Annotated in this window: 21 protein-coding genes; 12 read left to right on the top strand and 9 right to left on the bottom strand. The window is 56.6% G+C overall.

From position 1 onward, the window contains the following. Positions 1-84: 84 nt before the first annotated feature. From mepS to ACOTXT_RS02540, 4 genes are all read right to left on the bottom strand, one after another. The gene (gene mepS, locus ACOTXT_RS02555) at positions 85-654 is read right to left on the bottom strand and encodes a bifunctional murein DD-endopeptidase/murein LD-carboxypeptidase (protein ID WP_008500946.1); all 570 of its coding nucleotides are present in this window, start codon (positions 652-654) and stop codon (positions 85-87) included. A gap of 415 nt (positions 655-1,069) precedes the next feature. Then, positions 1,070-1,783, bottom strand: coding sequence for a phosphatase PAP2 family protein (locus ACOTXT_RS02550; RefSeq protein ID WP_333164103.1), 714 nt, complete (start codon positions 1,781-1,783; stop codon positions 1,070-1,072). A 33-nt stretch (positions 1,784-1,816) separates the two neighbouring features. Beyond that, on the bottom strand, positions 1,817-2,803 hold the full coding sequence (locus tag ACOTXT_RS02545) for a CobW family GTP-binding protein (protein ID WP_008500943.1): 987 nt from the start codon (positions 2,801-2,803) through the stop codon (positions 1,817-1,819). A 122-nt stretch (positions 2,804-2,925) separates the two neighbouring features. After that, positions 2,926-4,392: a fructuronate reductase gene (locus tag ACOTXT_RS02540; RefSeq protein ID WP_333164106.1), complete on the bottom strand. Its 1,467-nt coding sequence runs from the start codon at positions 4,390-4,392 to the stop codon at positions 2,926-2,928. Positions 4,393-4,595: 203 nt separating this feature from the next. Here ACOTXT_RS02540 and uxuA point away from each other — a divergent pair, with 203 nt between their 5' ends. Then, positions 4,596-5,786, top strand: coding sequence for a mannonate dehydratase (uxuA, locus tag ACOTXT_RS02535; protein ID WP_333164108.1), 1,191 nt, complete (start codon positions 4,596-4,598; stop codon positions 5,784-5,786). Positions 5,787-5,903: 117 nt separating this feature from the next. Here the strand turns inward: uxuA and yeiP are convergent, their stop codons facing one another. Continuing rightward, entirely contained in the window at positions 5,904-6,476 is a 573-nt protein-coding gene (gene yeiP / locus ACOTXT_RS02530; RefSeq protein WP_008500940.1) for an elongation factor P-like protein YeiP, read from the bottom strand. Between the two features lie 164 nt (positions 6,477-6,640). Between yeiP and ACOTXT_RS02525 the strand changes: the two genes are divergently transcribed. After that, positions 6,641-6,895 (top strand): YkgJ family cysteine cluster protein, encoded by a 255-nt coding sequence (locus ACOTXT_RS02525; RefSeq protein WP_021241515.1) that lies wholly within the window; start codon positions 6,641-6,643, stop codon positions 6,893-6,895. Here the strand turns inward: ACOTXT_RS02525 and setB are convergent. Next, positions 6,892-8,073 carry a sugar efflux transporter SetB gene (setB, locus tag ACOTXT_RS02520; RefSeq protein ID WP_065102631.1) on the bottom strand — a complete coding sequence of 394 codons (1,182 nt, stop codon included), beginning with the start codon at positions 8,071-8,073 and terminating at the stop codon, positions 6,892-6,894. The genes ACOTXT_RS02525 and setB overlap by 4 nt on opposite strands. Positions 8,074-8,434: 361 nt before the next feature. On the opposite strand from setB, the gene fruB reads away from it, so the two are divergent. From fruB to fruA, 3 genes are read left to right on the top strand one after another with little or no spacing between them, the layout of a single operon-like run. Then, entirely contained in the window at positions 8,435-9,565 is a 1,131-nt protein-coding gene (gene fruB / locus ACOTXT_RS02515) for a fused PTS fructose transporter subunit IIA/HPr protein (RefSeq protein WP_008500937.1), read from the top strand. Continuing rightward, positions 9,565-10,503, top strand: a complete 939-nt coding sequence (fruK, locus tag ACOTXT_RS02510) for a 1-phosphofructokinase (protein ID WP_008500936.1) — start codon at positions 9,565-9,567, stop codon at positions 10,501-10,503. The genes fruB and fruK overlap by 1 nt, the downstream gene beginning before the upstream one ends. A gap of 16 nt (positions 10,504-10,519) precedes the next feature. Next, on the top strand, positions 10,520-12,205 hold the full coding sequence (gene fruA / locus ACOTXT_RS02505; RefSeq protein WP_021241512.1) for a PTS fructose transporter subunit IIBC: 1,686 nt from the start codon (positions 10,520-10,522) through the stop codon (positions 12,203-12,205). Between the two features lie 47 nt (positions 12,206-12,252). Here fruA and nfo read toward each other — a convergent pair whose 3' ends face one another. Together nfo and ACOTXT_RS02495 are read right to left on the bottom strand one after the other, a co-directional pair. Beyond that, on the bottom strand, positions 12,253-13,110 hold the full coding sequence (nfo, locus tag ACOTXT_RS02500) for a deoxyribonuclease IV (RefSeq protein WP_023294038.1): 858 nt from the start codon (positions 13,108-13,110) through the stop codon (positions 12,253-12,255). Positions 13,111-13,174: 64 nt separating this feature from the next. Beyond that, a complete protein-coding gene (locus ACOTXT_RS02495; protein WP_333164112.1) occupies positions 13,175-14,221 on the bottom strand; it encodes a YeiH family protein in 1,047 nt (348 codons plus the stop codon). Positions 14,222-14,318: 97 nt separating this feature from the next. Here ACOTXT_RS02495 and yieE point away from each other — a divergent pair, with 97 nt between their 5' ends. The 3 genes from yieE (at position 14,319) to cirA (ending at position 19,008) form a co-directional block, all read left to right on the top strand. Beyond that, positions 14,319-15,185 (top strand): DNA-binding transcriptional regulator YeiE, encoded by an 867-nt coding sequence (gene yieE / locus ACOTXT_RS02490; protein ID WP_008500932.1) that lies wholly within the window; start codon positions 14,319-14,321, stop codon positions 15,183-15,185. 158 nt (positions 15,186-15,343) lie between these two features. Beyond that, a complete protein-coding gene (locus tag ACOTXT_RS02485; RefSeq protein ID WP_008500931.1) occupies positions 15,344-16,813 on the top strand; it encodes an amino acid permease in 1,470 nt (489 codons plus the stop codon). Between the two features lie 224 nt (positions 16,814-17,037). Then, positions 17,038-19,008 carry a catecholate siderophore receptor CirA gene (gene cirA / locus ACOTXT_RS02480; protein WP_025913183.1) on the top strand — a complete coding sequence of 657 codons (1,971 nt, stop codon included), beginning with the start codon at positions 17,038-17,040 and terminating at the stop codon, positions 19,006-19,008. A 99-nt stretch (positions 19,009-19,107) separates the two neighbouring features. Here the strand turns inward: cirA and fghA are convergent, their stop codons facing one another. Further along, complete coding sequence (fghA, locus tag ACOTXT_RS02475) at positions 19,108-19,935, bottom strand: S-formylglutathione hydrolase (RefSeq protein WP_045334366.1); 828 nt, start codon at positions 19,933-19,935, stop codon at positions 19,108-19,110. 138 nt (positions 19,936-20,073) lie between these two features. Here fghA and ACOTXT_RS02470 point away from each other — a divergent pair, with 138 nt between their 5' ends. The 4 genes from ACOTXT_RS02470 (at position 20,074) to galS (ending at position 24,348) form a co-directional block, all read left to right on the top strand. After that, positions 20,074-21,222 carry a YbfB/YjiJ family MFS transporter gene (locus tag ACOTXT_RS02470; RefSeq protein ID WP_333164116.1) on the top strand — a complete coding sequence of 383 codons (1,149 nt, stop codon included), beginning with the start codon at positions 20,074-20,076 and terminating at the stop codon, positions 21,220-21,222. Positions 21,223-21,324: 102 nt separating this feature from the next. Beyond that, the gene (folE, locus tag ACOTXT_RS02465; RefSeq protein WP_008500927.1) at positions 21,325-21,993 is read left to right on the top strand and encodes a GTP cyclohydrolase I FolE; all 669 of its coding nucleotides are present in this window, start codon (positions 21,325-21,327) and stop codon (positions 21,991-21,993) included. Positions 21,994-22,012: 19 nt separating this feature from the next. Continuing rightward, a complete protein-coding gene (gene yeiB, locus ACOTXT_RS02460; RefSeq protein ID WP_333164118.1) occupies positions 22,013-23,170 on the top strand; it encodes a DUF418 domain-containing protein YeiB in 1,158 nt (385 codons plus the stop codon). 155 nt (positions 23,171-23,325) lie between these two features. Next, a complete protein-coding gene (gene galS / locus ACOTXT_RS02455) occupies positions 23,326-24,348 on the top strand; it encodes an HTH-type transcriptional regulator GalS (protein WP_021241505.1) in 1,023 nt (340 codons plus the stop codon). Positions 24,349-24,450: the final 102 nt, after the last annotated feature.

Below are 24,450 nucleotides of genomic sequence, written 5' to 3'. Positions count from 1 at the left end.
ACGGGCAAAAAAAAACACTGCCGAAGCAGTGCTTTTTTTCATCATATCGCCAGCCAAGGGATAACCAACGATACAATAGTTATATTAACTGCGGGTCAGTACGCGGCGCGCTTCGTTATAACGCTTCTTCCAGTACGGTTCGTTCATGCTGGAAATGGTCACACCGCTGCTGGTGGAGGCATGTACGAACTGGTCATTACCAATGTAGATGCCAACATGTCGACCTGTAGAACCGGCACGGAACAGAACTAAATCACCGGTGCGCAGTTTGGTACGTGAAATCGACTTGCCCATCTCCTGCTGTTCATAGGTTGAACGCGGAAGATCTAACCCAAATTGCTCGCGGAACGTACGCTGTACAAAACCGGAACAATCAATACCTGTTTTCGTGCTGCCGCCAAGACGATAACGCACGCCTTTCCAGTCAGCATACTGGTCCATAATGCGGGACTTCACGTCCAGATTACGTACCATATTTTCAAATTCATCCTGAGAGGCTTGCAGTGAAGAGGAATCTTCCATTCCCACAACACGCGTCTCAGGATGCATATTCTTCGCGGTGTTCGATGTACTACATGCAGATAACAGTACCGCGACTGCTATCGCCGGGATCCCCCGCAAGATATATCTCAGAAACGGTTGAGATTTGACCATTTTGTTTATTTTCCCTTGAAGTCCTTAACGACAAATATCGTTATAAAAATGCCAAACGTGACGAGACTAATTATCTGTTCACATCGAGACAATTCTTTCTGGTCACATTTGTGGCATAGCGCACAAAATTATTCACCATCGAAATAATTATCCCTATGGGGCAAAACGAGTTCGAGATTAACCGATTGCCAGGGGTATTGCGAGTAAAAAAAGCCTTTTTTTTATAAGAAAATGTGATACAGAAAGTAAAAATCCGTAATTGCTTAAAATGCGGTCAGATCCGACGCGTGATCGCGCAATTGCTTCATTTTTATCATGAATGTGATGACAGGAATATGACAGAGGGAAAAGATCGTGGCGGGAAGGCTATCGGGGATCATGTCGATCCCTGATAGCTCACGTTAATTTAGGTTAGTTATTTGTTTAATTGTTGTTGCGCTCTAACGGGAAGATAGCGATCGAACAAAGCTATTATCCTGTCGCTCAGCGGGGTCATTAAACACCACGGCAGCGCAATCAGCGCAACGGAGAGCGAACCGACAGCAATATCGGTGAACCAGTGAGCGCCAATCATTACGCGCGGGAAGGCAAAAACCACAAAAATAATCAGGGCTATGGCAAACGCTTTTCGGCCGAAATAGCGAAGCATGACTGCGGAAAAAATGAGCAGCATCATGCCGTGATCGCCGGGGAAACTGTCCTTCGACGCATCTTTTGTTGGAATATGCAGCAGCTCACTGACGCGATAAATATCGGTGAAAAAGAGCGTAGGGCTGGAACGCTTAACCGGAATAATCGCGGTAGCCAGCTGATTAATGACGACAGCAAACAGCAGCATTACCAGACCGATAATCAGAATACGCCGACGTCCCGCTTTATCCTCTTTCAGCCAGAAAGAGAGCATCAGGCAGCCCATGGCCAGCAGCGAGAAGCCGTCGAAGGCGCGGTTGTTGGTGATGGCCACCAGCCACAGGAATGCGTCGCTCTTCACCAGCGCCTGGTTGAAGAAGTGAAAGAGGCCAGAATCCAGGGGGAACCAGAAACCATGATTCGCCGGGATATACCAGGAGAAGAAAAGCGCCAGACCGGCGACATTAAGCAGTAATATCAGGGGAAATCGAGTTGTCATAACGTTCTGCATAGAGTGAAAACTGGGGCAACGTTAGCCGCCCGAACTTAAACGAATCCTCAACAGGCTGGACTGGAGGGCATTCCAGTCGGCGTTAACCGCACTAATTAACTCTATTCGGCTGTCAGGCGGCGCCACGTTTTGCGTTTCAATGAAGAAATCGTCGCCCTGGCGGTTGATCCGCACCAGTCCGTCCGGCGTGCGCATGATCCCTTTCACGCGATCGACGGGCGCAAGGCGGGCCCACTCCAGAATCCCGATAGTATCGAAAACGGTCTCAGCATCGAAAATCCATCCGCAGGCCTGGTATCCCTGGCCGCTGTTCAGGTTACGACGCCAGCGCTGGTGCTCCGGCAGGCTCAGGGCTGCCAGACCCTGCTTAACCGGATGGCTGTGCGCATGATCCGCACTGGCAGGCAGCTCGGTGAGGTTCAGACGAGGCAGGTCAAGCAGGGTGCTATCAATATTCCCCTGGGTGGTCTGCACCCGCGTGCGATTGCCGCCAAAATGTTGCCACCACGCCTCCAGCGCGGCCTGGCTTTCAGGCGTGGCGCGATCTTCCTTGTTGGCGACGATAACGTCTGCCGAGGCCAGCTGATCGCGGAAGTTCTCGTTGGCCACTGCCTTGTCATCCAGAAGCTGACGCGGATCGAGCAGGCACAGTGTGGCGCGCAGATCGATCCACGGCTCGTAAACCGGGGCGGTCAGTAAATCGAGGATCTGCTTCGGGTGGCCCAGCCCGGTGGGCTCAATCAGCAGGCGGTCGGGTTTGCCCTGACGCAGCAGGGTATTGAGACCCACCTGCATCGGCAGGCCATTGACGCAGCACATGCATCCGCCGGGGATCTCTTTAATCATCGCGCCGCTGGATGACAGTAACGCGCCGTCAATGCCCACCTCGCCAAATTCATTGACCAGCACGGCCCACTTCTCGGCCGGATCTTTATTCGCCAGCAGGTGGAGAATTGAGGTGGTTTTACCGCTGCCGAGAAAACCGGTGATGAGGTTGGTTTTGGTCACGTGCGCTCCGGATGAGAATGATGATGCGATAACACTGTTCTCTATCCTGGCGAAAAACGTGACCTGTGAGAAGGGGAAGGGCGAACGGAGGCTTTATCCGTTCGCGTTAAGCGCAACAATCGTTAAATATTTAACGTTTCGATAACAGCCTGACGTGCGCCGTGACGGGTGATGCGCTGATAGGCCTGGCTGACGGCCTCAACAAAAATACGATTGTGCGCGAGATCGTGACCAAACACTTCGCTCAGCCCCAGCAGCGCGGGGACGCGGTCGATGTCGCTGCTGGCGTTGACGATCGTGCGGATTTTATCGCTGAGGGGATCGCGAACGTCAATCGCGTTGCCGCGCTCGTCGGTGCCGCTGACGTAGCGTATCCAGCCGGCCACGCCCAGGGCCAGCAGCGACCACGGCGTGTTTCGCTCAAGATGAACGCGGATCCCGTCCAGCATTCTTTGCGGAAGCTTCTGGCTACCGTCCATCGCGATTTGCCAGGTCCGATGCTGGAGGGCCGGGTTGGCAAAGCGTTCGAGCAGGCTATCGGCATACGCGGTGAGGTCGACATCCTTAATCCGTAACGTGGGGGCCTGCTCGTTCAGCATCAGCCGACGGGCGGCTTCCCGGAACGCTGCATCCTCCATGCATTCATTAATATGCGCGTAGCCGGCAAGATACCCGAGATACGCCAGGAAAGAGTGGCTGCCGTTGAGCATGCGTAATTTCATCTGCTCCCACGGCAGAACATCCTGCACCATCTGGACACCCGCCACTTCCCACTCGGGACGGCCGGCGACAAAATTATCTTCTATTACCCACTGAATGAACGGCTCGCAGCTGATGGCGCACGGATCTTCCACGCCGAGCGCGTCGGTGATTTCCGCCAGCGAGGCCTCCGTCGCGGCGGGAACAATCCTGTCGACCATCGTTCCGGGGAAGCTTACGTGGGTATCGATCCATTCAGATAACCCTGCGGAACGTTTTTGCGCCATGCCCAGCACGGCGTTTTTCACCACGTGCCCGTTGTCCGGGATATTGTCGCAGGAGAGCACGGTAAAGGCGGGCAGGCCGCGCTCGCGGCGGCGGTGGAGGGCTTCGACCAGGATCCCAGGGGCGGAATGTGGCTCTGAGGGGTTTTCAAGGTCGTAGACGATCCGGGGGTTATTCAGGTCGAGTTTCCCGGTCGCGGGATCGATGCAATAGCCTTTCTCTGTGATGGTGAGCGAGACAATCGCGACCTGAGGCTCGCAAAATTTCTCAATAATGGCGGGCAGGGAGTCCAGCTTTGCGTTCAGGCATTCATGGACGGCACCGACGATAATCGCCTCATTTCCTTCAGCCCCTTTTTCCAGCACGGTGAACAGATGATCCTGCGCGCGCAGCTGGCTCATCAGCACATCGCCGCTGAAGAGGCTAATCTCACAAATCCCCCAGTCGCCGCCTTTTTCATTCAGCACCCGATTTGTTAACAAGGCCTGGTGCGCACGGTGAAACGCGCCAAAGCCAAAGTGGACGATGCGGGAGCGCAGTTGCTGACGATCGTAGCGCGGTTGCTGAACCCGGGCAGGAAGGGTGGTGGAGGCAATTGTCTTCATGAGATACACCTGATTAACCATTAATTAACAATGCCAGTGTAAAGTTATATGACAGCAAATAAAATTGGTGAGCCGTAAATATCCCCGTTATGTGAGTTTGATCAATCAATGTGTGGCGGTGTATTGACCCTTCGCGGTAAACATGTATGGTAGTCGTCATTGTAGTAACGCATATTGGTATAACAACTTAAGAGGGTGAGGCAATGGAACAAACCTGGCGTTGGTACGGGCCGAACGATCCGGTTTCTCTTGATGATGTGCGTCAGGCTGGCGCAACGGGTGTCGTCACGGCGCTGCATCATATTCCTAACGGTCAGGTCTGGCCGGTAGAGGAAATCCAGACGCGTCAGGCGCTGCTGGCGGAAAAAGGATTAACCTGGTCTGTGGTGGAAAGCATTCCGGTTCACGAAGACATCAAAACCCATTCCGGCGAGTATCAGACCTGGATTGCCAACTATCAGCAGAGCATCCGTAACCTCGCGGCCTGCGGTATTGATACCGTTTGCTACAACTTCATGCCCATTCTGGACTGGACGCGTACAGACCTCGAATATCAAATGCCGGACGGCTCAAAAGCGCTGCGTTTCGATCAGATTGCCTTTGCGGCATTCGAACTGCACATTCTGAAACGCCCTGGCGCAGAAGCGGATTACACCGCGGAAGAGCTGCAGCAGGCGCTCCAATGGTTCAATGCCGCCAGCGACGCGGATATCGAAAAGCTGACCCGAAATATTATTGCGGGCCTGCCGGGTGCCGAAGAGGGCTATACGCTGGATCAGTTCCGCGCCCGCCTGGCGGAGTACGGCAATATTGATAAGCAGCAGCTGCGTGAAAACATGGCGTATTTCCTGCGCGCAATTGTGCCGGTCGCGGAAGAGGTGGGGGTTCGCCTGGCGGTACATCCGGACGATCCCCCGCGTCCTATCCTCGGCCTGCCGCGTATCGTGTCTACGATTGAAGATATGCAGTGGCTGAAAGAGACGGTCGACAGCATCCACAACGGCTTTACCATGTGTACCGGCTCCTACGGCGTGCGGGCCGATAACGATCTGGTGCGGATGATTAAAACCTTCGGCGATCGCATTCACTTTACGCATCTGCGTGCGACCTGCCGTGAAGAGAACCCAAAAACCTTCCACGAGGCGGCGCACCTGGGCGGCGATGTGAATATGGTCGCGGTGGTGGACGCTATTCTGGCGGAAGAGGCCCGTCGTATGCAGGCTGGCGATGTGCGTCCTATCCCGTTCCGTCCGGATCACGGACACCAGATGCTGGACGATCTGCGTAAGAAAACCAACCCGGGCTATTCGGCGATTGGCCGTCTTAAAGGGATGGCGGAAGTGCGCGGCGTTGAGCTGGCGCTGAAGATGACGAAGTATCCGGAGCTACTGTAACCGGAATTGCCGGGTGGCGGCTCCGCCTTACCCAGCCTACAAAAACACAAAAACCGGCTTCAGGGCCGGTTTTTTCGTAGGTCGGGTAAGCGTAGCGCCACCCGACAAACGCCGCAATCAGTCAGCGCGACCCATATAGCGTTTTTCTTCGATATGGATGCGGATTTTCTCGCCAGCAGAAAGGTATTCCGGCACCTGCACAACCAGGCCGGTGGTCAGGGTAGCCGGTTTGTTGCGGGCACTGGCGGATGCGCCTTTGATGCCTGGTGCGGTTTCAACGATTTCCAGATCGACGGTCTGAGGCAGTTCCAGCGCCAGCAGCACCCCGTCCCAGGTCAGAACCTGCATATCAGGCATACCGCCTTCCGGGATGAACAGCAGCTCTTCTTCAATCTGGTCTTTGGTGAAGATATACGGGGTGTAATCTTCTTTGTCCATGAACACATATTCGTTGCCGTCGATGTAGGAGAAATCAACATAGCGACGGGTCAGGGTCACGGTATCGACGATATCGTCACCTTTAAAGCGCTCTTCCACCTTCAGGCCGGTACGCACATCGGCGAAACGCATTTTGTACAGCGTAGCTGCACCACGGGCGCTTGGTGCCTGAATATCGATATCTTTCACAATCAGCAGTTTGCCGTTGTAATTCAGTACCATACCTTTCTTAATTTCGTTCGCTCTTGGCATTGCAGTAATCCTGTTTACGGGAGGTAAAAAATATCGCGCCAAATTACTCGCGCGCGGCCTTTCAGGCAAGAGGAATTCGTGGCTTTTGCTATCAATACACAAAAGGTGTTACTGTGCGCGCGATGCCCGACCGTACGGGCATTCGCCAGCGAAAGAGAGCATTTATGGATTGTCGTCCCGATTGTGGCGCGTGCTGTACTGCACCGTCCATTTCAAGCCCCATTCCAGGAATGCCCGAGGGCAAACCTGCCAATACCCGCTGCGTTCAGCTCTCGGAAACGAACCTGTGCATGATCTTTGGCTCACCGTTGCGCCCGAAGGTCTGCTCCGGGCTTCAGCCCACGGCTGAAATGTGCGGCAGCACGCGAGAGCAGGCGATAACGTACCTTCTTGAGCTGGAAGCGCTCACCGCGCCTTAAACGTCTTTAATCCTCGCCAGGCAGCCAATCGTCAGCGTACACATCACCAGCGCAATCCAGAACACCGTGTGATAGCTCCAGATTTCGGCCACGACACCGGCCATTGAACCGGCAATAATCCAGCCCACGCGGGTGGTATTAGTATAAAGGGTGGTGGCGGAGCCTGCCTGGCCCGGCATCAGATCCTGGAAATAAAGCATGCCTATCCCGGCGAGAATACCAATATAGATAGCGTTCAGGAGCTGTAACGCCAGCAATAGCCCCGGCGTATGTACCGTCAGCATACCGATATAAAACAGCAGACCGGCGACGGCGGCGATGCGCATTAAAAAACGTTTCCCGAAGCGCTTTGCGTAATAGCCTGCGATCAGCATGGTCGGGATCTCAAGCCCGGCTGCGGTGCCCATCATGATCCCCGCCAGCTTCTCCGGCAGGTGCAGTTCATTAATGATAAACAGCGGCATATTGATGATATACAGGCTATTGGTGCCCCACATCAGCGTGCAGATCGCGAACAGGAGCAGGGCATCGCGGCGGTTACGGCGCGGCGCTTCCAGCACACCCGTTGCCACCTTGGGCTCTTTGCGCATGGACGGCAGGAAGAACCACACCAGCGCGCCGCACGCCACAAACGCGACTGCCGCGCTCAGGTACATCACCGTAAAGCCAAAACCCATCGCCAGCGCGTAGGCCAGCGGCGGGCCAATCACCCATGCCAGCGACACCTGCGCACGCAGGACAGAGCTGAACATCACCGCTTCACGTCCGGTATGGTCGGCGTGTTCGCGGGCAAGCGCAAACAGCTGTGGGTTAGCCGTCGAGCCAAAGCTGCTCAGGAATACCCCGACGAAAAGCAGAATGAAGTAGTTGCGGTTCCAGGCAAAAAGAACGCAGGCCATGACCCCCAGCAGGCAGCAGAAAACGATCAGGCTTTTACGATCGCCTTTTCTGTCGGATCGCCCCGCCAGAAATTGACTGACCAGGATGCCGATGATGGCGCTTCCGGTAAAAAAGAAGCCAACCAGCGCCGGACGAACATGAACCTCATTGGTCAGAAATAAGCTCAGCGTCGGCGTCTGTAACGCACCGGCAATGCCCGTGAAAAAGGCAACAATCAGGAAGGCCGCTGAGGTCAAGTCAAAGGGCTTTGGCGAGGCAGCCGCAGGGGTGTTATGCATGTTTTATAATTAGCGAGTAGCAGAGAGGGGCGGAGTGTACGCCGTCAGCTAAAAAATAAACAGTGGGTGCGGTCAATGATGCCACGAAAAATCAAAATGGCATTTCAACTTGCATCTCACGCTGCTGACCTTAGCTGAAACTGACTTGCTGAACTTCAGCAAAATTCAGCTCAATGAAGAAGAAATGTGCTGTATCTCTAAATTCTGATATCAGAAAGACGAGTTTACTTGCAAGGCACAGCAGAAAGCGCAAGACTTTTTGAAACGTTTCAGCGCTATCTTGTTTTAACAAACGGAGCAGGCTAGCGCATTTTTTCTCATTAAAGCTGAAACGATTCAAGTTCAGCAGGAGTGGAGAACCATGTTCCAGTTATCTGTTCAGGATATCCACCCGGGCGCTCAGGCCGGGGATAAAGAAGAGGCTATTCGCCAGGTTGCCGCTGCGCTTGTGCAGGCGGGTAACGTCGCGGACGGCTATGTCAACGGCATGCTGGCCCGCGAGCAGCAGACTTCAACCTTCCTCGGCAATGGCATTGCCATTCCGCACGGTACCACCGACACCCGCGATCAGGTGCTGAAAACCGGCGTTAAGGTGTATCAGTTCCCGCAGGGCGTGCTCTGGGGCGACGGTCAGGTGGCCTATGTGGCCATCGGTATCGCGGCCAGCAGCGATGAACATTTAGGTCTGCTGCGTCAGCTGACGCATGTTCTGAGCGATGACGCGGTGGCTGAACAGCTTAAATCCGCCACCACCGCGGAAGAGCTGCGCGCCTTGCTGATGGGCGAAAAACAGAGTGAAGCGCTGAAACTGGATAATGAAACGCTGACGCTGGATGTGGTTGCTTCCGATCTGGTGACGCTGCAGGCGCTTAACGCGGGTCGTCTGAAAGAAGCCGGCGCGGCGGATGCCACCTTTGTGACGCGCGTGATTAACGATAAGCCGTTGAATCTGGGTCAGGGTATCTGGCTGAACGACAGTGCTGAAGGCAACCTGCGCAGTGCGATTGCCGTGAGCCGTGCTGCCTCGGCGTTTGAGGTAGAAGGCGAGCGCGCGGCCATGCTGGTGACCGTCGCGATGGCTGATGAACAGCCGGTTTCCGTGCTGAAGCGTCTTGGCGATCTGCTGCTGAACAACAAAGCTGAAAAACTGCTGAACGCTGATGCCTCCACCGTGCTGGCACTGCTGACCAGTGATGATGCGCTGACGGATGACGTGCTAACCGCGGAGTTCGTGGTGCGTAACGAGCACGGCCTGCATGCCCGTCCGGGCACCATGCTGGTGAATACCATTAAACAATTTGAGAGTGAGATTACCGTGGCGAATCTTGACGGCACGGGCAAACCGGCCAACGGCCGTAGTCTGATGAAAGTGGTCGCGCTGGGCGTGAAGAAAGGCCACCGTCTGCGTTTCACCGCGCAGGGTGCCGATGCTGAACAGGCGCTGAAAGCGATTGGCGATGCCATCGCGGCGGGTCTGGGGGAGGGCGCATAATGAGCAGACGTGTTGCGACTATTACGCTGAACCCGGCTTATGACCTGGTGGGGTTTTGCCCGGAAATTGAGCGCGGCGAAGTTAACCTCGTGCGTACCACCGGCCTGCATGCTGCGGGCAAAGGGATTAACGTCGCGAAAGTGCTCAAGGATCTCGGTATCGATGTCACCGTGGGCGGATTCCTCGGTAAAGACAACCAGGATGGTTTCCAGCAGCTGTTCAGCGAGCTGGGCATTGCCAACCGTTTCCAGGTTGTTCAGGGCCGTACCCGTATCAACGTTAAGCTGACGGAGAAAGACGGTGAAGTGACCGATCTGAACTTCTCTGGCTTCGAAGTGACGCCGTCAGACTGGGAACGCTTTGTCAACGACTCGCTGACCTGGCTGGGGCAGTTTGACATGGTGTGCGTCAGCGGCAGCCTGCCATCCGGCGTCAGCCCGGAAGCGTTTACCGACTGGATGACGCGCCTGCGCAGCCAGTGCCCATGCATTATTTTTGACAGCAGCCGTGACGCGCTGGTCGCGGGCCTGAAAGCCTCTCCGTGGCTGGTGAAGCCAAATCGCCGCGAACTGGAGATCTGGGCGGGCCGTAAGCTGCCAGAATTAAAAGATGTGATTGACGCTGCCCATGCGCTGCGCGAGCAGGGTATCGCTCACGTGGTGATCTCGCTTGGTGCAGAAGGCGCGTTGTGGGTTAACGCGTCTGGCGAATGGATCGCCAAACCGCCGTCAATGGAGGTTGTGAGTACCGTTGGCGCAGGGGATTCCATGGTTGGCGGACTGATTTATGGTCTGCTGATGCGGGAATCCAGTGAACATACTTTACGTCTTGCCACTGCCGTTGCTGCCCTGGCCGTCAGCCAGAGCAATGTCGGTATTACCGATCGTACCCAGTTAGCCGCGATGATGGCGCGCGTTGACTTAAAACCTTTTAACTAACAGCAGGAGAGGAATAATGAAAACGCTGCTGATCATTGACTCCGGTCTCGGACAGGCACGCGCCTATATGGCGAAGACCTTGCTGGGAGCGGCGGCGAACAAAGCACATCTCGAGATGACTGATAACCCGGGCGATGCCGAACTGGCCATTGTCCTGGGCGACAACATCCCGGCTGACAGTGCGCTGAACGGCAAAAAAGTGTGGCTGGGCGATATTAATCGCGCGGTGGCACATCCGGAACTGTTCCTGAGCGAAGCGAAAGGTCACGCGTCTGTCTACAGCGCGCCTGTCGCGACGGCACCGGCTGCGGCCACGGGCCCGAAACGCATTGTGGCGGTGACGGCCTGCCCGACGGGGGTGGCTCACACCTTTATGGCGGCTGAAGCCATTGAAACCGAAGCAAAAAAACGCGGCTGGTGGGTAAAAGTTGAAACGCGCGGCTCCGTCGGTGCCGGCAATGCCATCACCCCAGAGGAAGTGGCGGAGGCCGATCTGGTGATTGTGGCGGCGGATATCGAAGTGGACCTGGCGAAATTTGCCGGTAAGCCAATGTACCGTACCTCTACAGGCCTGGCGCTGAAAAAGACCGCGCAGGAGTTTGATAAAGCGCTGGTGGAAGCGAAGCCGTATCAGGCAACCGGCGCGCGCCAGACCGCGACGGAAGGGAAGAAAGAGTCCGCAGGCGCCTATCGCCACCTGCTGACCGGCGTGTCTTACATGCTGCCGATGGTGGTCGCGGGCGGTCTGTGTATCGCGCTCTCGTTCGCGTTTGGTATCACCGCGTTTAAAGAACAAGGTACCCTGGCGGCTGCGCTGATGCAGATCGGCGGGGGCTCAGCCTTCGCCCTGATGGTGCCGGTACTGGCGGGCTTTATTGCCTTCTCCATTGCTGACCGTCCTGGCCTGACCCCGGGGCTTATCGGCGGTATGCTGGCCGTGAGCACCGGTTCTGGCTTTATCGGCGGTATCATCGCGGGCTTCCTCGCCGGTTACGTCGCGAAGCTGATTAGCTCGAAGCTGAAGCTGCCGCAGAGTATGGAAGCGCTGAAGCCGATCCTGATCATCCCGCTGATTTCCAGCCTGGTGGTCGGCCTGGCGATGATTTACCTGATTGGTAAGCCGGTTGCAGGCATCCTGGCGGGTCTGACCCACTGGCTGCAGACCATGGGCACCGCGAACGCGGTTCTGCTGGGTGCAATCCTCGGCGGCATGATGTGTACCGACATGGGTGGTCCGGTGAACAAAGCGGCGTACGCCTTTGGTGTGGGCCTGCTGAGTACCCAGACCTACGCACCAATGGCGGCGATCATGGCGGCAGGCATGGTGCCTCCGCTGGCGCTCGGCCTGGCGACGATTATTGCCCGTCGTAAGTTCGATAAAGCGCAGCAGGAAGGCGGTAAAGCCGCGCTGGTGCTGGGTCTGTGCTTCATCACCGAAGGCGCGATTCCGTTCGCGGCGCGTGACCCAATGCGTGTGCTGCCGTGCTGTATCGCAGGTGGTGCCGTGACGGGGGCGATCTCCATGGCGATTGGCGCAAAACTGATGGCACCACACGGCGGTCTGTTCGTGCTGCTGATCCCTGGCGCCATCACCCCGGTACTGGGTTACCTGCTGGCGATTGTTGCCGGTACGCTGGTGGCGGGCCTCTCTTACGCGGTGCTGAAACGTCCGGAAGCGGAAGTTGTGGCGAAAGCAGCGTAAGCGATAAACAACAAAAAAGCCGGGTCGCATTACGCACCCGGCTTTTTTTATGCCGCCTGTTCAGCGGTTTGCTGTGCCTTCAGCCAGGCAATCTCTTCTGCCCAGATGTCCGGATTGATGGTTTCAAGCACCATCGGAATACCGTCGAAGCGGGCGTCCTGCATGATAAAGCGGAACGCATCGTGGCCAATGTTGCCTTCGCCCAGGCTGTGATGGCGGTCAACGCGGCTACCAAAGGCGCTTTTCGCATCGTTTAAGTGCATTCCACGCAGATATTTAAAGCCCACAATGCGCTCGAACTCATCAAACGTGTTTTTTGTTGCCTCGGTGGTGCGCAGGTCATAACCGGCGGCAAACGCGTGGCAGGTATCAATGCACACGCCGACGCGGGATTTGTCCTCCACGCCGTCGATAATCGCCGCCAGATGTTCGAACTTAAAGCCGAGGTTGCTGCCCTGACCAGCGGTGTTCTCAATCACCGCCGTCACGCCTTTGGTTTTATCCAGAGTGATGTTAATGGACTCGGCAATGCGCGCCAGGCAGGCATCTTCGTCGATCTGCATCAGATGGCTGCCCGGATGGAAGTTCAGCAGCGTCAGCCCCAGCTGTTCGCAGCGCTGCACTTCATCAAGAAACGCCTCGCGGGATTTTTCCAGCGCTTCTTCAACCGGGTGACCGAGGTTGATCAGGTAGCTGTCGTGGGGGAGGATCTGGCCGGGCCCGTAGCGGTATTTCTCACAGGCGGCTTTGAAATCATCAATCACCTCAGCGGTGAGCGGTGCGGCGCGCCACTGGCGCTGATTTTTGGTGAACAGGGCGAAAGCGGTCGCCTCAATTTCGGCGGCACGAATGGCGGCATTCGCAAGGCCACCTGCAGCGCTGACGTGCGCTCCAACATATTTCATAAAGGGACTCCTGTTAACCCGAAATGCCTATGATAGCGGGTTAACAGGAGAAGGATGTAGTGGTTTATGCCATCAGGCTATGGACCGCGAGGTTAATTGCGCCACCGCCGACAATCAGCCAGATGAAGAGCACCAGCGCCATCAGCAGCGGTTTCGCACCGGCTTTTTTCAGCGCGCTGACGTGCGTGGTCACCCCCAGCGCCGCCATGGCCATCGCCAGCAGTACGGTATCCAGCGTCACCAGCATATCCACCACCGCTTTCGGCAGCAGGTGGAAGGAGTTAAAGATAGCGACCACGATGAACAGGATCGCAAACCACGGAATGGTGATATTGCTCTTCTCGCTGCCGCCCGCCGGAGCCAGCTGTTTAACACGGGCCGCGAGGAAAATCAGGAACGGCGCCAGCATCATCACGCGCAGCATTTTGGCAATCACCGCCGCGTTTTCAGCGTCCGGGTTAATGGCGTGTCCTGCTGCGACCACCTGGGCCACTTCGTGCATGGTCGAGCCGATATAGATGCCGTAGGTTTCCGGGCTAAACCAGTGGGCGACCAGCGGATACATGGCCGGGTAGAGGAAAATCGCCAGCGTACCGAAGATCACCACCGTCGCGACGGCAACCGTTACCTTGCTGGCTTCGGCTTTCACGACCGGCTCCGTTGCCAGCACCGCCGCTGCGCCACAGATACTGCTCCCGGCACCGATCAGCCAGCTGGTTTGCCTGTCCAGGCCAAACACTTTCTGACCGATAAAGCAGGCCAGTAAAAAGGTGCTGGTCAGGGTCAGAACGTCGATGGCGATCCCGCTCGCACCCACATCCGCAATCTGCGAAAAGGTGAGACGAAAGCCATAAAGAATGATCCCAAGACGCAGCAGATGCTGCTTGGCAAAGATTACGCCGCCGTCGCAGGATTTCCAGATATGTGGATAAACGGTGTTACCCACGACCATGCCGAGCAAAATGGCGAGCGTCAGCGCGCTGAAACCTGCGCCTGCGATGGCCGGGATACTGCCGCCCCATAGCGCGACGGCGGTCACTGCGGCGCTGAGCGCAAGACCCGGCACGAAGTGCCACACTGTACGATGATGTTGTAAGGTGATTTCTGACATAACCTTCTCCTTTGTCTGGCTAAAGGTTACGGCGGTCTGGCTTAAAAATAAAATTGATTATATACTTATAATCAATCTATATAAGTGGTAAGCAACCATGCACATTACTTTGCGTCAGCTGGAAGTGTTTGCCGAGGTGCTGAAAAGCGGCTCGACGACCCAGGCGTCACAAATGCTGGCGCTCTCGCAGTCTGCGGTCAGCGCGGCGTTGACCGATCTTGAAGGACAACTGGGCGTTCAGCTTTTCGACAGGGTAGGGAAGCGTCTGGTGGTCAACGAACACGGTCGTCTTCTTTATCCACGCGCGCTGGCGCTGCTGGAGCAGGCTATCGAAATCGAACAGCTGTTCCGCGAAGATAACGGTGCGATCCGCGTCTACGCCAGCAGCACCATCGGGAACTACATTCTGCCGGAAGTGATTGCCCGCTATCGCCGGGATTTTCCCACCCTGCCGCTGGAGATGAGCGTGGGCAATAGCCAGGACGTCATCAACGCGGTGATCGACTTCCGCGTGGATATCGGCCTCATCGAGGGGCCCTGCCACAACGTCGATATCATTGCCGAGCCCTGGCTGGAAGACGAGCTGGTGGTGTTTGCATCCCCGGCCTCGTCGTTATTGCAGGGCGAGGTGACGCTGGAGCGGCTGGCGCAGGCGCAGTGGATCCTGCGCGAGCAGGGCTCCGGCACGCGTGAAATTGTCGATTACCTGCTGCTGTCCCATCTGCCGCATTTCCAGCTGGGGATGGAATTGGGGAACTCAGAGGCGATTAAGCACGCGGTGCGCCACGGATTGGGTATCAGCTGTCTTTCCCGGCGCGTTATTGCCGAACAGCTGGAAACCGGATCGCTGGTGGAGATTCCCGTTCCGCTTCCGAAACTGGTGCGCACGCTGTGGTGCATTCATCATCGCCAGAAACACCTTTCCAGCTCCCTGCAGCGTTTTCTGCGCTATTGCGAAATCTGACAGCGTCCCTCACCCCAAAGGGGAGAGGGAAAAATTATGCTTTACTTATAATCCTGGCCGCGTCATGAAGCTCTCTTATAACTGAGTATTTCTGCCGGAAGGAACGCGGATCGTCTGCTACAATCGCGCCTCATTTATTAAATGGACAGCATTTTCATATGGTTTCAGAAATTAAAACCACAGAAGCGCCCACGCTACGTCGTGAACTCAAGGCGCGTCACCTGACGATGATCGCCATTGGCGGCTCCATCGGTACAGGTCTTTTCGTTGCCTCTGGCGCAACGATTTCGGCAGCCGGCCCGGGTGGGGCACTTTTCTCTTATATCCTGATTGGCCTGATGGTGTACTTCCTGATGACCAGTCTCGGCGAACTGGCCGCGTACATGCCGGTATCCGGTTCGTTCTCGACCTACGGTCAAAAATACGTTGAAGAAGGCTTCGGCTTCGCGCTGGGCTGGAACTACTGGTACAACTGGGCGGTCACCATCGCCGTTGACCTTGTCGCCGCACAGCTGGTGATGAACTGGTGGTTCCCGGATACGCCGGGCTGGATCTGGAGCGCCCTGTTCCTGGCCGTCATCTTCCTGCTGAACTACATCTCCGTGCGCGGTTTCGGCGAAGCGGAATACTGGTTCTCTTTGATCAAAGTGGCAACCGTCATCATCTTTATCGTCGTCGGTGTGGCGATGATCGTTGGTATTTTCAAAGGCGCTGAACCTGCGGGCTGGAGTAACTGGACAATAGGCGATGCGCCGTTTGCCGGTGGACTGTCGGCAATGATTGGCGTGGCAATGATTGTCGGCTTCTCCTTCCAGGGAACCGAGCTGATTGGCATTGCTGCCGGTGAGTCAGAGAACCCGGAGAAGAATATTCCGCGCGCGGTTCGTCAGGTCTTCTGGCGTATCCTGCTGTTCTATGTGTTCGCGATCCTGATTATCAGCCTGATCATTCCGTACACCGATCCAAGCCTGCTGCGTAATGACGTCAAAGACATTAGCGTCAGCCCGTTCACGCTGGTCTTCCAGCATGCCGGCCTGCTTTCAGCCGCAGCAGTGATGAACGCCGTTATCCTGACCGCCGTACTTTCTGCCGGTAACTCCGGAATGTACGCGTCCACCCGTATGCTCTACACGCTGGCATGCGACGGTAAAGCACCGCGTATTTTCGCGAAGCTGTCCCGTGGCGGCGTACCGCGCAACGCACTGTACGCCACAACGGTGATTGCCGGCCTGTGCTTCCTGACCTCTATGTTTGGCAACCAGACGGTGTACCTGTGGCTGCTTAACACCTCCGGGATGACGGGCTTTATTGCCTGGCTGGGGATTGCCATTAGCCACTATCGTTTCCGCCGTGGCTACGTCAAACAGGGTTATGACGTTAACCAGCTGCCGTATCGCTCAGGGTTCTTCCCGCTGGGTCCCATTTTCGCCTTCATTCTGTGCCTGATTATTACGCTGGGACAGAACTATGAAGCGTTCCTGGCGGACACCATTGACTGGGGCGCCGTCACGGCAACCTACATTGGTATTCCGCTGTTCCTCGTCATCTGGTTTGGCTACAAGCTGACGAAAGGAACACACTTCGTTCGCTACAGTGAAATGGAATTCCCGGAACGATTTAAACAATAATCGCACTTCCTCTCTCTTAGCCCGCTCGTTTGAGCGGGCTTTTTTATTCCCGCCCCCTGTAACAAAGATATATTTCTTAACAATTTAATTGATAATAATTATCGTTTGCTTTATCGTTATCAAAAATAAGCGTGTCACCGACCCACCGGAGATGTGGGCGGCAAGGAAGACGCTGTGAGCAATGATGATTTGATTGAGTTGTATTTACCTCATGGAGATATGGAATGTTTAGGTTGAATCCCTTCGTCAGGGGAGGACTTTGTGCGTCCGCAATGTCCCTGGCCCTGCCTGTTATCGCAGCGGAATCCGGCGACACAATGGTTGTTACGGCCTCCGCGACCGAGCAAAACCTGAAAGACGCACCGGCAAGCATCAGCGTGATTACCCAGGAAGATTTGCAGCGCAAACCCGTTCAGAACCTGAAAGATGTGTTACGGGATGTGCCGGGCGTGCAGCTTACGAGCGAAGGGGACAACCGTAAAGGGGTAAGTATTCGCGGGCTGGACAGCAGCTACACGCTGATCCTGATCGACGGCAAGCGCGTCAATTCCCGTAACGCGGTGTTCCGCCATAATGATTTCGACCTCAACTGGGTGCCGGTTGACGCCATCGAACGAATTGAAGTGGTGCGTGGGCCGATGTCCTCGCTTTATGGCTCCGATGCGCTGGGCGGCGTGGTGAACATTATCACTAAGAAAATCGGCCAGAAATGGACGGGCACCCTGAGCGCTGATTCCACAATTCAGGAACATCGCGATCGTGGTGATACGTACGACGGCCAGTTCTATACCAGCGGTCCGCTGGTGGACGGCCTGCTGGGGCTGAAAGCCTACGGTAGCCTCGCAAAGCGTGAGAAAGACGGTCAGCAGAAGTCCTCTACCACGGCGAGCGGTGAAACACCGCGCATTGAAGGCTTCACCAGCCGCGATGCGAATGTGGAGTTCGCCTGGACGCCGTCTGAAAATCACGACTTTACGGCGGGCTACGGTTTCGACCGTCAGGATCGTGACTCGGATTCCCTCGACAAAAACCGCCTTGAACGTCAGAACTACTCTCTCAGCCACAACGGCCGCTGGGGCGTCGGCAACAGCGAGCTGAAGGTTTACGGCGAGAAGGTGGATAACAAAAACCCGGGCAACAGCAATCCGATCACCTCCGAGAGCAACGCGGTAGACGGGAAATACGTGCTGCCGCTGGGCGACATCAACCAGCTGATGACCTTCGGCGGCGAATGGCGTCACGATAAGCTGAAGGATCCGGTCAACCTGACGGGCGGCTCCAGCAGCAGTACGTCGACAAGCCAGTATGCCCTGTTCCTGGAGGACGAGTGGCGTATTTTTGAACCTCTGGCGCTGACCACCGGCATCCGTATGGACGACCATGATACCTACGGCGACCACTGGAGCCCGCGCGCCTATCTGGTCTACAACGCGACCGATACCGTCACGGTGAAAGGGGGCTGGGCGACCGCGTTTAAAGCGCCGTCACTGCTGCAGCTGAGCCCGGACTGGGTCACCGGCTCGTGCCGCGGTGCCTGTGAGATTGTCGGTAACCCGGATCTGAAGCCGGAAACCAGCGAGAGCTTCGAATTCGGCCTGTACTACAGCGGGGAAGAGGGCTGGTTAGAGGGCGTGCAGGCCAGCGTGACCACCTTCCAGAATAACGTCGATGACCGCATCAGCATCAGCCGTACGGCCAATGCGAAGCAGGCGCAGAGCTACCCTAACTACGTTGGCCTGAATGCGGACGGTGAACCGATTTTCCGCTACTACAACGTCAACAAGGCGCGCATCCGCGGGGTGGAGACCGAGCTGAAATTCCCATTGGCGGACGACTGGAAAGTGACGCTGAACTACACCTACAACGACGGTCGTGATATCAGCAACGGCGGCAACAAACCGCTGTCCGATCTGCCGTTCCACACCGCCAACGGGACCGTTGACTGGAAGGCGACGCAGGACTGGTCGTTCTATGTTCAGGGCAACTACACCGGTGAGAAACGCGCGCTGACCAGCAGCGACCCAACGCCGGGTGGCTATGTTATCTGGAATACCGGCGCCGCATGGCAGGCAACCAAAAGCGTGAAGCTGCGCGCGGGCGTGCAGAACCTGCTGGACAAAGATCTGAGCCGCGACGATTACAGCTACACGGAAGATGGCCGTCGCTACTTTGTCGGCGTGGATTATAAGTTCTGATGTAGCCTTGATGCCCGGTGGCGCTTCGCTTACCGGGCCTACAAAATCCACGAATGTAGGCCGGGTAAGGCGAAGCCGCCACCCGGCAATCGGCCGCATTTACCCGAACAAATGCTCCGCATGGAAGCGGAGATGATCCTCAATAAAGGACGCGATGAAATAATAGCTGTGATCGTATCCCGGCTGAATGCGCAGCGTCAGCGGCCAGTCTTTCTGGCGTGCCGCTTCTGCCAGCACCGCAGGCTGCAGCTGACCGGCGAGGAACTGGTCCGCATCACCCTGATCGATAAGGGTAGGAATGGCTTCTTCAGCTTTGCTGGCCAGCATCAGCGCGCAGCTGTCCCATGCCTGCCATTTTTCCGCATCCTCACCCAGATAGTGTGTGAAGGCTTTCTGCCCCCACGGCACCTGTGTTGGGTTCACAATTGGCGCAAATGCCGACACGCTGACGTATTTCCCCGGATTTTTCAGCGCCATGATGAGCGCCCCGTGCCCGCCCATCGAGTGGCCGCTGATCGCGCAGCGCTCGCCAACCGCAAACTGCGACTGCACCAGCGCAGGAAGTTCATCGCGAAGGTAATCATACATGCGGTAGTGGCGCGCCCAGGGCTGCTCGGTCGCATTGAGATAAAACCCGGCGCCTTTGCCCAGGTCGTATCCGGCATCGTCGGCCACATCGTCGCCACGCGGGCTGGTGTCTGGCATCACCAGCGCAATGCCCAGCTCGGCGGCAATACGCTGCGCGCCGGCTTTGGTGGTGAAGTTTTCGTCGTTACAGGTCAGGCCGGAAAGCCAGAACAAAACCGGCGGGTTTTCCGTCGGCGGCAGGAAAATGCTGAACGTCATTGCACAGTTCAGAGAGGTGGAGTCGTGCCGCCAGCGCTGCTGTCGACCTTCAAAACAACGGTGCTCTTCGAGCAGTTCCATGCAGGGCTCCTTAATGAGAATGCGTATTCATAAAACCCATAATACAGCCTTTTCATTGACCTGTGAGTAACTTTCACTTTCGCCAGGCGGCGAGATGCTGCATCATAAATTTACTTTTCTTTAACAATTGGAGCGGTCATGGCGCTGCGTATTGCGCTCAGTGGGTTTGTCGTTCTGGTGGTGGCGATGGGGATAGGGCGCTTTGCCTTTACGCCCCAGGTGCCGCTGATGATTGCTGCCGGACAGCTTACGCTGACCAGCGCGGGTCTGGTGGCGGCGATGAATTATCTGGGCTATCTGGTGGGCGCATGGGATGCCATGCGCGCGCACCGCTTTGTGGAAACGCGCCTCTGGCTGGGCATCATCGGCGCGGTGGCGCTGACGCTGCTCTCCGCGGCAGCGGATAACGCCGTCGTGCACGGCCTGCTGCGCTTCGTGATTGGCTGCATGAGCGGCTGGTCGATGGTACTCATTGCCGCCTGGACCAACGAACGGCTGGGGCAGCTGGGTAAACCGGGCCTGAGCGCTGCGGTGTTTGCCGGACCGGGGGCGGGCATTGCCCTGAGCGGGCTGCTCGCCGTCTATATTCAGGCGAAGTCCCTGTCGGCCGGGGCGGCATGGCAAATCTACGGCGTACTGGCGCTGGTGCTGATTGCCCTGGTGGCGCGCTACCTGCCGCGATCCGGGCAGCTCCATCGACCCGGCACCGCGCCGGAGCCGCTGGTGCTGACGGCGGATTTAACGCGTCTGGTCTGGAGCTACAGCCTGGCCGGGTTTGGCTATATCCTCCCGGCGACCTTCCTGTCGCAAATGGCGGCCGTGCGTTTTCCCGGCAGCCTGTTTGCCCAGTTTGTCTGGCCGATTTTTGGTCTCGCCGCCGTGGTGGGGATTGCGCTCAGTATTCTGTTACGCCATACCTCAACGGCTAACCGCAGGCTGGCGATCGTACTGTGGTTACAGGGCGCAGGCGTGCTGGCGGCCTGGCTGCTGCCGGGGATTGGCGGTTTGCTGACGGGTGGGCTGCTGGTGGGCGGCGGCTTTTTGTGTGCCGTGCAGCTCTCTCTTTTATACGGCCGCGAGCTGGCGCCAAACCACACGCGCTATATGGCAGGCCTGCTCACCACCGGGTATGCGATTGGGCAGTTGATTGGTCCGGTCACCTCGGCGTTATCAACCTGGCTTACCCACCGGCTGGAGCCCGCGCTGGGGCTGGCGGGCATTGCGCTGTTTGTTGGAGGAGCGCTTGTCTGGAATCGTCACGCTGAAAGGCAACAGCAATCGCAATAATTATCGTCGTGAATACTGGATTATGTGCGCCGCCTCACGCACAATGAACGCATACTTTTGCCACAACGAGGGCAAAAGACGCCACACCTGCAGGAGAACAAAATGTCATCACTCAGTAAAGAAGCTGCCCTGGTCCACGAAGCCCTGGTTGCGCGCGGTCTTGAAACGCCACTGCGTCCGCCCGTACAGGATTTGGACAATGAAACCCGCAAGCGTCTGATTGCCGGTCACATGACCGACATCATGGAGCTGCTGAATCTCGATCTGAGTGACGACAGTCTGATGGAGACGCCGCACCGCATCGCGAAAATGTACGTCGACGAAATTTTCTCCGGCCTGGATTACGCCAACTTCCCGAAAATCACCGTCATTGAAAACAAGATGAAAGTGGATGAGATGGTAACGGTCCGCGATATCACGCTGACCAGCACCTGCGAACACCATTTCGTGACCATCGACGGTAAAGCGACCGTGGCGTATATCCCTAAAGACACGGTGATTGGCCTGTCGAAGATCAACCGCATCGTGCAGTTCTTCGCTCAGCGTCCGCAGGTGCAGGAGCGCCTGACCCAGCAGATCCTGACCGCGCTGCAAACGCTGCTGGGCACCAATAACGTGGCCGTCTCTATCGACGCGGTTCACTACTGCGTGAAAGCGCGCGGCGTGCGCGATGCCACCAGTGCGACCACCACAACCTCGCTGGGCGGTCTGTTTAAATCGAGCCAGAATACCCGCCAGGAGTTCCTGCGCGCCGTACGTCACCACAACTAAGTCTGACAGGGCAGGGACCATGGAGCGAAACGTCACGCTCGATTTTGTTCGCGGCGTCGCCATTCTCGGTATCCTGCTGCTTAATATCACCGCCTTCGGTTTGCCGAAGGCGGCGTATCTCAATCCCGCGTGGTATGGCGACATCACCCGCAGTGATGCCTGGACCTGGGCAATACTCGATCTCTTTGCGCAGGTCAAATTCCTTACGCTCTTCGCCCTGCTGTTTGGCGCAGGCCTGCAGCTTCTCCTCAAACGCGGTACGCGCTGGATTCAGTCGCGCCTGACGCTGCTGGTTATCCTCGGTTTTATCCATGGCCTGTTCTTCTGGGACGGCGATATTCTTCTCGCGTATGGGTTAGTCGGGCTCATCTGCTGGCGCCTCATTCGCGATGCGCACAGCGTTAAAAGCCTGTTCAACACCGGCGTGATGCTCTATGTCATGGGGCTTGGGGTACTGCTGCTGCTGGGGATGATCTCCGGGGAGACGACAAATCGTGCCTGGATCCCGGATGCCGCTAACCTGCAGTACGAACAGTTCTGGAAGCTGAAGGGCGGTACGGAAGCGATAAGCAACCGCGCGGATATGCTGGGGGATAACCTCCTCGCGCTGGGCGCGCAATACGGCTGGCAGCTGGCGGGCATGATGCTGATGGGCGCGTCACTGATGCGCACCGGCTGGCTGAAAGGGGAATTCAGCCTGCGTCACTATCGTCGCACAGGCACCGGTCTGGTGCTGCTCGGCGTGCTGATTAACCTCCCGGCGGTGATAGCGCAGTGGCATATCCACTGGGATTACCGCTGGTGCGCGTTCCTGCTCCAGGTGCCGCGTGAACTGAGCGCGCCGTTTCAGACCATCGGCTACGCGGCGCTGATCTACGGCTTCTGGCCCTCGCTTTCTCGTCTGTGGATGGTCAGCGCTATCGCCTGCGTGGGCCGCATGGCGTTGAGCAATTACCTCCTGCAAACGCTAATCTGCACCACGCTTTTCTATCGCTTTGGCCTGTTTATTAAATTCGACCGCCTTACTCTGCTGGCGTTTGTTATTCCGGTCTGGGCGGTAAACCTGGCGTTTTCTGTTCTCTGGCTACGCTATTTCCGCCAGGGACCGCTGGAGTGGGTATGGCGTCAGTTAACCGCACGTGCTTCAGGGATATCATTGAAAAATACATCCAGATAACGATCTGGATCACAATCATTAACAAAACGGATGTAAGCGTTTTCATGACTGTGAGCTTCTTCACGTAGTCCCCTTTCTCTCGCTGCCAAAATAGCCACCTTGCTAAACACAGGGGGTGTCTGTGAGTTGCTGCAATCCTTTGAAGGATGGTGAATATGATCACCATTCGTGACGTCGCCCGTCAGGCGGGCGTTTCTGTGGCTACCGTCTCACGCGTGCTGAACAATAGCGCGCTGGTCAGCCCTGAAACCCGAGAAACCGTAATGAAGGCCGTGACCCAGCTCGGGTACCGGCCAAATGCCAATGCCCAGGCGCTTGCGACGCAGGTCAGCGACACCATCGGCGTGGTGGTGATGGATGTCTCGGATGCCTTTTTCGGCGCACTGGTGAAAGCGGTCGATATGGTCGCCCAGCAGCATGAGAAATATGTCCTGATCGGCAATAGCTATCATGAGGCGGAAAAAGAACGCCATGCCATTGAAGTGCTGATCCGCCAGCGCTGTAATGCCTTGATTGTTCACTCAAAAGCCTTGAGCGATGAAGAGCTAACCGGATTGATGGAGCAGATCCCGGGCATGGTGCTGATCAACCGCATCGTCCCCGGCTATGCCCACCGCTGCGTCGGGCTGGATAACGTCAGCGGCGCCATGATGGCCACGAAAATGCTCATCAATAACGGGCATCAGCGGATCGGTTATCTGGCCTCCAGCCACGCGATTGAAGATGACGAACTGCGGCGCGAGGGGTGGCAAAACGCCCTGAAAGAGCATGGCATTACGCCTTCCGAAAGCTGGGTGGGAACCGGCACGCCGGACATGCAGGGCGGTGAAGCGGCGATGGTAGAGCTGCTGGGCCGCAATCTGCAATTGTCTGCGGTGTTTGCCTATAACGATAGCATGGCGGCAGGCGCCCTGACCGCGCTGAAGGATAACGGCATTGCGGTGCCACAGCATTTATCACTCATTGGTTTCGATGATATCCCGATTGCCCGTTACACCGACCCGCAGCTGACAACCGTGCGTTACCCGATTGCCTCTATGGCGAAACTGGCGACTGAGCTGGCGTTACAGGGGGCCGCAGGCGTGCTGGATCCGGGGGCAACACACTGTTTCATGCCGACTTTAGTGCGTCGCCACTCCGTCGCGGCCCGGCAAATTGTGGTTCCGATCACTAACTGATTACATGTGGTGATGTAACCGTTTTCAATCTGTGAGTAAATTCACAGTATCTTAACAAGGCGCTGACTATGATGTCAGCGTTTTAGGGGCTGAAACGCTATG

The organism is Enterobacter cloacae complex sp. IR5422, from assembly GCF_049238165.1.
Taxonomy (GTDB): domain Bacteria; phylum Pseudomonadota; class Gammaproteobacteria; order Enterobacterales; family Enterobacteriaceae; genus Enterobacter; species Enterobacter roggenkampii.
This window is presented reverse-complemented; position numbering and strand designations above follow the sequence as displayed.